The 12,734-nt window shown below is 59.3% G+C and carries 4 protein-coding genes; all 4 read right to left on the reverse strand.

The genetic code is table 11. The features are described 5' to 3' along the window. Positions 1 to 825, reverse strand: a complete 825-nt coding sequence (gene modA / locus AC2TF6_RS16685; protein ID WP_491311676.1) for a molybdate ABC transporter substrate-binding protein — start codon at positions 823 to 825, stop codon at positions 1 to 3. Between the two features lie 356 nt (positions 826 to 1,181). Continuing rightward, entirely contained in the window at positions 1,182 to 3,749 is a 2,568-nt protein-coding gene (hrpB, locus tag AC2TF6_RS16690) for an ATP-dependent helicase HrpB (RefSeq protein ID WP_491307716.1), read from the reverse strand. A gap of 373 nt (positions 3,750 to 4,122) precedes the next feature. Further along, positions 4,123 to 11,091 carry an Ig-like domain-containing protein gene (locus AC2TF6_RS16695; RefSeq protein ID WP_491307717.1) on the reverse strand — a complete coding sequence of 2,323 codons (6,969 nt, stop codon included), beginning with the start codon at positions 11,089 to 11,091 and terminating at the stop codon, positions 4,123 to 4,125. 222 nt (positions 11,092 to 11,313) lie between these two features. Next, positions 11,314 to 12,597, reverse strand: coding sequence for an MFS transporter (locus tag AC2TF6_RS16700; protein ID WP_491307718.1), 1,284 nt, complete (start codon positions 12,595 to 12,597; stop codon positions 11,314 to 11,316). Between the last annotated feature and the right edge of the window lie 137 nt (positions 12,598 to 12,734).

Raw genomic sequence — 12,734 nt, forward strand, 5'->3', positions numbered from 1 at the left:
TCAGGGACTTTTTAAGCCGAAGCCGTATTTCGTAAAAATATCCCGCGCCTCCGCTCCGGACAAATACTCATAAAACTTCCGGGTCTCCTCCACCTGCTTCGTGCCCGAAACGATTCCCGCCGGATATTCGATCGGCGAACTTCCCGCCGCTTCTTTTGCCGTATACACCGTTTTCACCTTGCCCGAAGTCAGGGCATCCGTTTTGTAAACGAAACCCGCGTCCGCATTTCCCGATTCCACATAGGCCAGCACTTGGCGGACATCCTTGGTCCACACGATTTTGGGCTGCAGCTTATCCCAGATCCCGGCTCCGTTCAAGACTTCTTGCGTGTAACTGCCCGCCGGAACCGTTTTGGGTTCCCCGACCGCGATCTTCTTCACCAGCTCTTTCAAAAGATCTTCCGGACCGGCAATGTTTGCTCCTGAATCCCCCGGCACGATCAAAACCAGCTCATTGGTGAGCAGAACGCCGGAATGTTCCTTGTCGATAAGCTGCTTATCCAGCAGAGCCTTCATCTGCGGCACTCCCGCCGAAATGAAGAGATCGGCGGGGGCCCCCTGCTCGATCTGTTTCTGCAAGGTGCCTGACGATCCGAAATTATAGAGCAGCTTAACGCCGCTATTGGCGCTTTCGTAACGCCGGCCGATCTCCTCCAGCGCATCTTTGAGACTGGCGGCTGCGGATACTGTCAGTTCCGCCGCCTTCCCGTTCGCTTCCCGGCTTGAGTCCGGTTTGCCGTCCAGGCTGCCGGTTTGTCCGGCCGAGCATGCGGCGAGTCCCAAGAGCAGGACTCCTGCCGCAATCGCTTGCCCCACCCGCTTCATAAGCACAGCGGCACCTCCATTCCTTTCAATACGTAAAATTTATACCGTTCGATGTCGAGACTTCCGGTCAGCCAGTGACCCGAGCTATCGGCAAATCTTCACCTGCACCAGGTAGGATGTCCCCTACTGTCCATCTGTCCCGTCGTCTTCCACGACGACAAATTTCATTTTCGGATTATGGAACATTTCGTTCCACTGATTATCCAGGTCCTCACTTGGAGGAATGACGGGGTCCTCCGTATTGAGCTGCCGGTCCAGCTCCAGAAGCTAGTCCAGCTCGTCGTGCCGGATTAGCCGGATGATCGCTGTTTCGTTCATATACGTACCTCTTTTACGCCTATTTGTCCGTCTTCGGACTATTTACGCGGCTTCGCCCGGCTGGTCGGAATCGCTTCAAGCGGATCGTCCGGCCAGTAATGCTTCGGGTAACGGCCTTTGAGATCTTTTTTCACTTCAAAATAAGCCTCTTTCCAAAAGCTCTCCAGATCGCGCGTAACCTGCACCGGCCGCTGCGCCGGAGACAGCAGGTGAAGGGTCAAGGGCGCACGTCCGCCGCCGATGGCCGGCGTAGCTTGGAGCCCGAACATTTCCTGAAGCCGAACATGCAGAGCCGGCGCTTCCGGCGTGCTGTAATCGACCGGGATGCGGGAGCCGCTCGGCACGGTCAGATGGGTCGGCGCCTGCTCATCCAGCAGCCTCCGCTGCTCCCAAGTGAGCATCGCTTCCAGCACAGCCGACAGATTCAGACGCTGGAGGTCGCCCCGGCTTTTCATCCCGTACACGTGCGGACCCAGCCACTCCTCCAGAGCAGCAAGCAAAGCTTCGTCCGAGACATCCGGCCACCGGGCATCATGATGCGCCATAAAGCTCAACCGCTCGCGCAGCTGCCTCGCCGGTTTGCTCCAGCCCAGCGCTTCCAGCCCTTGGCTTCTGATCCCCTGAAGCAGGGCATCCCGCATAAGTTCGGGGTCCGGAGCGGCAATAGTGATCTCCCGGAGGGCGAGCATGCCGAGCGATGTTCTTTTCCGGGCCCTTACAGCCTGAGCCTGCCTATCCCAGCTTACCGTTATTTCCTCGACGATTTCATGGGCAAAATGCTCTTCAAGCTCGTCCCGCCGCACGGGAGCTCCCAAATAAATGGTGCTTTCCGCGCCCTGATCGTCCAGGTCGGCGCAAACGAGCCAAGGCTCCGGCGAGAGGCGCTGCATATCGGGCAGCACGGCCCCTCTGCCGCTGCTGAGAGTAAACCGCCCGGGCGACCGCTGTCCCGCAATGCGGTCGGGAAAAGCGAACGCGAGCAGCAGGCCCGTCCGTTCCGTACCGCCGGATTCGCCCTCCGGGACGCCCAGCTCGCGCTTCCAGCGGGCCGCATCGCTCACGAGACGGCGCAGCACGGAGACATCCGCGCTCCCCGGCGCAGACACGTCCGCGAAGCTTTCCGGCTCCGCAGCGGCAGCGCCGGCGGCGCCGCTGTCGTGCGGCGTCCGCCTCGTCCCGCGCCCCGGGCCGGTGTAGGCCCGCAGAGCCTCGGCGCGCAGCCGCAGGTCCGCATCCCGGGCCGACGGCGTGCCGCGGAGAATGTCGCGCTCGCCGAGCAGCGCCGCCAGCTCGCAGGCAAGCCCTCCCGCGCCCAGCGGAAGCGCCCGCAGCGCCATGTGCGCCAGGCGCGGGTGCATGCCCAGCGCGGCGACCCTGCGGCCGTGAGCCGTGACGGCGCCCGATTCGTCCAGCGCCCCGAGCCTGCGGAGCAGGCTGCACGCCTGTGCGTATGCGGCCGCCGGTGGTGCGTCGAGCCAGGCCAGCTCGTCCGGCCGGGCTCCCCACACGGCGAGGTCGAGCGCCAGCGGAGCCAGATCCGCCTCCGCGATTTCGGGCCGTCCGGCAGGGGCCAGGCGCCTCTCTTCCTGCTCCGTCCACAGCCGGTAGCAGACACCCGGCGCAAGGCGGCCGGCGCGGCCGCGCCGCTGATCCGCGGAGGCGCGGGAGACCGCCGTCGTCTCCAGGCGGCTCATGCCCGTTCGCGGCGAGAAGCGCGGAACGCGCACGAGGCCGCTGTCAACGACGATGCGCACGCCTTCGACGGTCAGGCTTGTCTCAGCGATCGTCGTCGCCAGCACGATCTTGCGCCTTCCCTGCGAGTCCGGCAGAATCGCGCGATCCTGCTGCTCCTGCGTCAGACTGCCGTACAGCGGCGCAACAAGAGCCTGGCCGGTCGGCAGTCGGGCGGCGAGTTCTTTTTCCGCCCGCCGTATTTCGGGAGCTCCCGGCAAGAACACGAGCAGATCCCCTTCCTCCTCGCGCCAGGCTTGCAGAACGGTATCCAGGACGGCCGCTGCCACGGGTCCTTTTACGGGTTCCCGTCTGTAACGGGTTTCGACCGGGTACATTCTGCCCTCGCTCGTTACGACCGAAGCGCCGTTCATGAGCGCCGCCACAGCGTCTCCCTCCAAAGTTGCGGACATAACGAGAAGCTTCAGGTCTTCCCGCAGCAGAGACTGGGATTGCAGGCAGAGGGCCAGGCCCAGATCCGCGGCCAGATTCCGCTCGTGAAACTCGTCGAACAGCACGATTCCCGCTCCTTCAAGAGAAGGATCGCGCTGAAGCATGCGGGTAAGGACTCCTTCCGTAATGACCTCGACGCGTGTCTTCGGCCCGACCTTCGTATCCGAGCGCATCCGGTACCCGACCGTCTCGCCCGTCTTTTCCCCCAGCAGGGACGCCATATAAGCTGCGGCAGCCCTTGCCGCAATTCGCCGCGGCTCCAGCATCAAGATGCGTTTGCCGTCCAGCCAGGGCTCCTTGAGGAGAGCAAGCGGCACACGTGTCGTTTTACCCGCTCCTGGCGGTGCGATAAGGACGGCGTTCTGCTCCCGCCTCAGCACATCCAGCAGTTCCGGGAGCACTGCCTCCACCGGTACGTTCATATCTGTATCCCCCGTTTAATTCATCAAAAGTCAACGTTTGCTTTTCTTTATCATGCAATGGCCCCGTCGTTTATCCTGCAGACAAAACCTTTATTCGCCAGGATCGGTCTTTCGCAGCCGAACCCCGGCCGATCCTGTTTACTGCCGGGCTTGCAGGTTTGCGCCGGATCGTTTTTTTCAAAAACACGAAAGAACCGCTCCGTTGGCGGCCGGTCCTTGTACCCGGTTCCATCCGGCAAAGCAAATGACCGGAAGTTCTTTTCACAGCATAAACCAAATGACCGCTTCCCGTCCATTCACCCGGTTGCACAAAAAAGAGGACGATTCTATCGTCCCCTTGGAATGAACACCTTGCACGCGGCCCCCTCCTTCTCTATTCCTTGACCAGCGGTTCCACATTAACAGTAATAACGGCTTCGCTACGGTCCCCGCGGAAGTTGGCGGCCTCAATCGTGAAGAAATCCATTCCCGTAAAGTTCGAGCCAGGAGCGTAGATCCAAATCCCGTCCGCGCTTACCGTGGATTTTCCGGATCCGGCGGATCGTTTCAACGAATAGGTCAGCGGCAGCCCCAGCCTGCTCAACGCCCGCACTCTGCCCTGAATCGCCGTATTCACCGGAGTCATAAGGGTCTCGCTTCGTGCCGTCAGTGTATCGGGGACGGGTTCTCCGTTACCGCCTCCGCCATCCTTCCTTTCGACCGTTATAACAACCAGCGCTATAGAAACGCCGCCCCTGCCGTCACGAATAAGGATCGTACACCGGTCGCTTCCCGTGAAGCCCGGATCCGGCAAGTAAATAAATCTGCCACCCGCCCCGACGCTGACTTTTCCCGACTCCGGCGGCAGCAGAAGTTCGAACCGCAGCGGACCGTTACCGGGATCGGCCGCCTGTATTTGCCCGTCGAGCGGAGTGTCCGCATACGTGGCGAACTCCTGGTCCGATACCGCGGGAGGGCGGTTGGACGGCGGCAAAGCTTTCGACGGATTGACGGTAATCCTGACCGCCGCCAGCGTTTTTTCACCGGTACGCAGGCTCGTGACCGCCGCCGTAAACACATCCGTTCCCGCGAATCCCGCAAACGGCGTATAGGTGAACGTTCCGTCCGGATAGATCACGACCGTTCCGTATGAAGGTGAACCCTGCAGTTCAAAGAGAAGCTGCCCTCCTTCCGGATCCGCGGCGGGAATCCGTCCGGTTACCGGCTCCCCTTCACGGGTAGCGAGTTCAATATTGCCGGCTACCGGCTGCTCGGTGACGGGCAGTATCGTTACGGTCACTTCCAGAACGCTGGAGGCCCCGTAAGAATCCGTCACTTCCACTTCAAAAACATCGTTCCCCGCGAAGCCCGAATAAGGCGTATAGCGGAAGCTTCCGACCAGCTCAAGCTCGGCAGTACCGTGTGCAGGCGGCCTTTTGACCGTAAAAGCGATGAGGTCCGAATCCAGATCGGCAGCGGACAGCTTCCCGTAAACCGCCGTATCCTCCGGTGTCGAATAAGAAGCATTCTCGGCAACGGGCGGCAAATTTGTGAATACGGTATTCACGGTAATCAGCGCTATGCTGACAGCTCCACCCGCGTCCGTTACGGCGACCGTAAAGGAATCCGTCCCCGTGAAGTTGCGGCTGGGCGTATAGGTGAACGTCCCGTCCGTACGGACCGATGCCGTCCCGTTAAGAGGCAGGGTATTCAGGTTATAAAAGAGCGCTTGCCCTTCCGGATCGGTCGCCGTAATCGTTCCTGAAACCGGCACATTCCTTGTCGTTGAGCTTTGGACATTCCCGACGAGCGGAGCTTGGTTCACCGGCAGGACGACAACTTTAACCAGAACCGTCTGCAAAGTGCCTGCCTCCGTGAGGACAAACGAATCGCTGCCCGTGAAGTTTTGATTAGGGACATACGCAAAGCTTCCATCGGCATTTACCGTTACCGAACTGTTTGAAGGCGGTATGCTCAACTGATAGACCGCTGAAACTTCCGGTACGAGCGGGACCCTGCTGGTAAGAGAAGTATTTTGCAGCGTCTTTAAAGTGGTTTCGACGGATGAACCCGTGAAAACCGGCGACACTTCGACGGTAATTGCCGCCGTCGCTGAAGCGCCCGACTCGTCGGTGACTCTGACTTGGAAAGAATCGGTTCCCGTAAAGGTTGGATTCGGCACATACGTGTACGTATTTCCAGGTCCTGCCGTCGCCGTACCGTTTGCGGGAGGGGTGTCCAGCGAGTAGGTCAGGACATCACTGTCGCTATCGGCCGCATCGATCGTACCGCTAACCGTCTGATTCACGAATGTGGATTGGGATACATTGCGGACCCGAGGCGGATCGTTGACCGGAGTCACCTCTATCGTCACCAAGGCGGTATCCGTTCCTCCGTTGCCGTCACTGACGAGGACCGTTAAACTGTCCGTTCCATTGAAATTGGTATCGGGTGTATACGTATAGGAACCTTCCGGATTAACGACGGCCGTGCCGCTGACCGGAGGACCCGCAAGACTGTATGTCAACGGGGCTCCGTCCGGATCGACAGCGGTAATCTGGCCGTCGGTCGGCATATCCTCCGTGCGGTCCGATACATCACTCGTTACGGGCGGATCGTTCACCGGAGTCACTGTAACGGTCACATTGGAAATTGCCGACCCGCCGTTGCCGTCGTTGGCTACAATCGCGAAACTGTCCAATCCGTTAAAATCGGATGCGGGCGTGTACGTAAACGTGCCGTCTTGTAAAACGGCTGCAGTTCCATTTGTCGGAACGGTCCCGAGTAGAAAAGTAAGGGCATCCCCGTCCGCATCCGTTGCGGTCACCGCGCCGGTAAGCGGTGTATCTTCCGGCGTCGTCAGCGCCAAATCCGTCGTGACCGGGGCATCGTTCACGGGCGTAACCGTAACAGTAACAGAGGCTTCCGCCGTTCCTCCGTTGCTGTCGCCGACGATGACAGCAAACGTATCCGTTCCGTTAAAGTCCGCTGCGGGCGTATACGTGAAGGCTCCGGCCGCAGTAACCGATGCCGTCCCGTTAGCAGACGGCGTACCCAGCGCGAACGTCAACGTGTCCCCGTCCGCATCGGTGGCCGACACTTGCCCGTTCACGGGTGTATCTTCCGGAGTTACCAGTATGATGTCTGCCGCAACGGGCGGATCATTCACCGGCGTGACCGTCACGGTCACCACGGAGATGGCGGTCCCTCCGTTCCCGTCCCTCACCTGTACGGCAAACGTATCGGTCCCGTTAAAATCGGGGAACGGTGTATACAAGAATGTGCCGTCCGCATTCACAACCGCGGTGCCGTTCGACGGAGGAGCCGCCAGTGTATACGTCAACGTGTCTCCGTCCACGTCCGTTGCCGTCACGGTTCCGCCGGCGGGGGTATCCTCCGGTGTCGTCAGACTCACGTCCGTCGTAACAGGCGCGTCATTTACGGGAGCCACCTGCACCGTTACCTGCGCTTCGGCGGTTCCTCCACTGCCGTCGCTGACGGTCACCGTAAAGCTGTCCGTTCCGTTAAAATTAAGCGCCGGGGTGTAGGTATAGGCTCCGTCCGTTCCCACTATCGCCGTCCCGTTTAAGGGAGGCGTTCCCAAAGCGAACGTAAGCGCGTCCCCGTCCGCATGTGTCGCCTCGACGCGCCCTTGGACAGAGGTGTCCTCCAGTGTGAAAACAGCTTTATTTGGCGCGACCGGAGGATCGTTAACCGGGGTGACCGTAACCATCACATTCGAAATGGCCGAGCCCCCGTGCCCGTCATTCACGACGACGGTGAAGCTGTCCGTTCCGTTAAAATCCGGAGCGGGAATATACGTGAACGTTCCGTCGGCCGCAACCGTCACGCTGCCGTTTACCGGACTCGTGCCCAGTACAAATTGGAGCGCATCCCCGTTCGGATCTGCAGCCGTTACCGCTCCCGCCAGCGGGGTGTCTTCCGGGGTCGTCAGATTCAGATCCGCCGTCACGGGCGAATCGTTCACCGGCGTGACGGTAATCGTCACGGTAGCGGTATCCGTTCCGCCGTTCCCGTCGTCAACAGTCACGGTAGAGCTGTCGGTGCCGTTAAAATTCGGATTCGGCGTATACGTGTACGTGCCGGCTGCGGTAATGACCGCCGTTCCGTTTGCAAGCCGGGGGCCGATGGCAGACGTCAGCGGATCGCCGTCCGGGTCTGTCGCCTTAACCTGATCCGTTACAGGTATATCTTCCGGCGTCACATCCGCAAAGTCCGCGGCAGCGGGTAGGTCGTTCACAGGCGTAACCGTAACGGTTACGCTCGATAAAGCATGCCCGCCGTTTCCGTCGCTCACGCCGATTACAAAAGAATCGGTCCCGTTAAAGTCCGATCCGGGGGCATATACAAACGTCCCGTCCGGATTCAGCGTAACGGTGCCGTGTCCCGCGGCGGCTTCCACGGTGAAAGCGAGGACATCACCGTCGGGATCCGTCGCGACAACCGCTCCGCTGACCGCCGTATCTTCTGGCGTAGTCAGCGTCAGCGATTTCGGCACGGGCGGATCGTTCACCGGAGTCACTGTCAAGTTCACATTGGAAACGGCCGTCCCTCCTCGGCCGTCACTTACCTTGACGGCGAACGAGTCGTTTCCGTTGAAATTAAGCGCCGGAACATAAGTAAACGTTCCGTCGGGATTCAAGGAGACGGTGCCGTTCGATGCAGGTGCCCTCAACGTGTAGGTCAACGAATCACCGTCCGCATCCGTTGCGGCCACCAGACCGCTTACCGGCGTATCCTCCGCGGTCGTCAGCGCGACATCCGAAGCCGTGACCTGACCGCTAACCGCCGTATCTTCCGGCGTCGTCAGCGTCAGCGATTCCGGCACGGGCGGGTCGTTGACCGGAGTCACCGTTACCGTCACCGCCGCGGAATCGGTTCCGCCGTTTCCGTCGCTGACGGTAACGGTGAAGGATTCCGTCCCGTTATAATCGCGCGCAGGCGTGTACGTATAGCTCCCGTCCGCTGCCAGCACGACCGTACCGTTGAGCGGCGCGGTGCCCAGCGCATAGGTCAGCGCGTCGTCGTCCACATCGCTTGCGTTAATTTTTCCGCTGACCGGAGTGTCTTTCGGCGTGACGACACTTCCTCCCGAGGCGACCGGCGGGTCGTTGACGGCCGTCACCGTAATCGTGACGTTGGAAACGGCCGTACCGCCTTTCCCGTCGCTTACCCTGACGGCAAAAGAGTCCGTACCGTTAAAATGAAGACCGGGCGCATACACGAACGTTCCGTCCGCGTTCAGCGTGACGCTTCCGTTCGTAACGGGAGCCGCCAGCGTATACGTCAGACTGTCTCCGTCCACGTCCGTCCCGGGAACGGCACCGGTGACAGGCGTATCCTCCGCCGTCGTCAAATTCACATTGGAGGTGACCGGAGGATCATTCACCGGCGTAACCGTAATGGTTACGGAAGCCGTGGCAGTGCCTCCGTTTCCGTCGCTGACCGAATAGGTGAAACCGTCGGTCCCGTTGTAATTCGGGCTGGGCGTATACGTGAACACCCCTGTCGGACCGAATACAACCGTCCCGTGCGCGGGGGAAACGGCCAGACTGAACGTCAGCGAATCGCCGTCCACCTCGGTCGCCGTTACTTTTCCGCTCAGCGACGTATCCTCCAGCGTAGTGAACGATAGATTTTGGGCAGCCGGGGGGTCGTTCACCGGTGTGACCCAGATGGTGACTAGCGAGTTTTCCGTCCCTCCGCTGCCGTCGCTGACCGCAACGGAGAAAGAATCCGTCCCGTTGAAATTCAGATTCGGCACGTACGTAAACGAGCCGTTGGCGTTAAGCGTAACCGTCCCGTGTGCGGGCGGGCTTGCGACTGTATAAGACAAAACCGCAGATTCGGGATCCGAGGCCGGAATTTGTCCCGTAAAGGACGTATCCTCGGCGATTGTGCCCGTTACGTTGGAAGCGGCCGGCGGGTAATTCCCGGCCGCTGCGGTCACAACGGAAGAGGCGGCCGTACCGTTGAAAACCGTCCCTCCGGTTACACTCTGGAACTGGTAAGTGACCGTCGCCTGATCGGCGGACTGCGCCGGGGAGGCTGGACGCGACGTGACCCGGCTTTGAAATTCGACGACGATCGACTGGCTGTTCGCCAATTCTCCTAGGGAAATTCCCGTGCAGGGATTTGCCGAGGCTTGAGCCGTGCCGTTGACAGTCACGCTTCCCGCAATAAAAGCCGTGCCCTCCGGCTGCTGGTCCGTGAGCGTAAGCGTATTGGCCGTGGCGCTGCCGGAGTTCGAGATCGTAACTTTGTACGTGATTGCCTCATTAATGTAAGAGGTCGTCTTGCTGGATTCCTTCGTTACGCTAATGACCGGAGCATTGATGTTCACCTGAAGGGCAAACGCATTGATCAGATACACGTCGCCGGACGTTGTTCCCCGGATGTTGGCGGACGTCTGCGAATGAATCAGTTTGGACGATACGTCCACATTCGTGATGTCCCATCCCTGACGGCCGCCGGATATGACGGAACCCGTAGGATGATTCCGGTCCCCGAACGTCCCGGTCGTGTCTAGCAGGCCGCTGTCGTTATTGATCTGCGAGCAAAAAAAGTTGCTCACGGGATTGTTCGGCCCGTAGACCGGCGCAAGATCGGCGGCCGTCGGCCCGAACTGCATCTGGTCGCCCGTAAGCGGAGAATCCCCTTCCTGGGCGCTGACGAGCAGCCTCCCGCTGAGCGGACCGCTTGTCGGGGTGGAAAATCCGCTTACGACGGCCGAGTTCGTGCTTGAAGGGGTGTCCATCATTTCATTGCCGACGAAAATGGTCATGTTCCGCGAGGGAAGCGTCGCATTCTGATAAATGACGGCGAGCGTCCAGCCCGCATGATTGGTGCTGTTCTCACTGTCTCCCTGCGTACCCGGAACTTTACCGACCGTATAGGTCCCGCCTCCGCCCGCCTGGACAAGACTCGTCACATTGGCGGACCTTACATAAAAGAAGCGGGATGTATTCACGCTCGCCGTAGCCGTATCGGGCGCAACCGTAAAAACACCGGCGCTGTTCGTGAGCGAAACCGTATTATTGAGCGCGCTGCTCACGTTCTCCCCGCCCAGGTTGTAACTCCCTCCCCAAATCAGCTCCGCATACAACACGGTGCTCTGGGAAGGCAGGACGAGGATGGCCGAAGAAGAATTCAGCCGGTAATCGGACGTGGTCCCGAGCGGGTAGGTGCCGTCCTGCAGACTTGTATTGACCGTAGTGAACGTGCCGATGGAGCGGGCCGTTCCCGGCGCGTTTGCGTTATTCTGTTTGCTGAGGCCGAGCGTATTGCCCGTAAACGTGATGGCTCCGTTGGTGGTGGTCGAGTATCTGTTTATAAAAGGCATCCCGTATCCCTCCTTTCCGCTATAGGTAACTTATGCTGCGCTCTCCGCCGATTTGCTTCGACAAAGCTCGACCACTGGAAAAAAATTTAAAAAAGCGCCGTGCGGAACACTCCGCACAACGCTTTCTGCAGCTTTACATGTAGCTGATCTGTTTCAGGATTTTATTCGTCTTCATGTTTTCATTCCTTCTAAATCCAGCCGCTCTCTTTCATCTTCTCCCTCTCAAAGTGCGGAGGCGACTTTGCTTTTGGCGGCCGTATTGGGGGTAGACGCAAGCTTCGGAAGGATGGAGCCCAGAAGCAGCAGGCCCGTCAGGCCTGTCGCGAAGAGCACCAGGGCCATTCCCCACGCGGGCAGGAACCCGCCGATCACGACATTGATGGCGCAGATGAAATGGGCGCCGCTGTACAGCATTCCGTTGACCGCCATATACGAACTGCGCGCATGGTCCGGAACGATGTTCACGAGGAACGCCTGCTTAATCGGAACATAGATCAGTTCGCCGAAGGTGGCGATCAGCATCAGGACAAGGAGAGCCCAAGGGTGATTGCCCATGGCCAGGTAGCTGTAGCCCGCAATGTTCAGGAAGAGGCCGACGAACATCGTGCGGGTGCCTCCGTATTTTTTGAGCAGATAACCGGTAAAAAGCGATAGGACAACGATGGCCAACGTATTCTCGGTCCTCAGAATGCCCAGAAGCTCAAGACCGTTCAAACTCGTCATGCCCGGCAGCAGAACGGCTCCGTGAATGTCCCTCTCCAGGCGGATTCCAATGTACTCGGTCAAATTAAACTCCACCGAAACCAGGAGGAGGCTGGCCAGGACGTAAACCATAAATGTCCGGTCCCGGAATACCTCTCCATAGCTTTTCAGAATATGAAAAGGTCCGCCGGTTTTCGGGACGTCTTCCTGCTCTGCGTGCCTAACCGCCGGCTGGAGCGTTTCAGACAACCAGATCAGGGTAACGAGGTAAGAGATAAACGTAACCGCCGATACCCCGAGCAGCAGTTCGAACAAGTACGAGCTGAACAGAAACGCCCCGATAATGCCCGCGATCGAGATCGACAAGTTATTCAGCCAGTAGGTAATGCGGTACATAAATTTACGGGCGCCGGGCTCGGTCACGTCGATCAGCATAGCGTCCGCGGCGGGCTTGCTCAGTCCCCAGCCCGCTCCGATGACAAGGCTCATCGCCAGGGTCAAGTACGGCGACTGGTACCAGGGCGAATTCGCGGCCGCCATCACCGCGTAAGCCGCGGTACAGACAAGCTCGCTGATCAGCATCAGCTTCTTGCGTCCGATGCGGTCCGCGTAATATCCGCCGATAAACGTCGCGGCGACTCCCGCGATAATGTTGCCCATGACCGCTAATCCGGCGGTCGTCGTTCCGAGCGTTTTGGCGAAGTAAACCGCCATGAACGGCAGAACCATACCGCTTAGGATCCCCGTCACAAAGTGCATCGTTATCCGAATTTTTACATTGGGGTGAAAATCTCTGAATCTCATGTTCGTTTCCTCATCTTCCGTCGGTACTGGGTGCTTGTTTTCGTTTCCCCAGTCTACCAAATCGTTCCCGACTAAAAAAGGTAAATGAACGGAAACGGATTTCCCCTTTTCTGAACCGGTTTTCTTCTTTTGCGCGT

It is taken from the genome of Paenibacillus sp. JNUCC 35, from assembly GCF_058269095.1.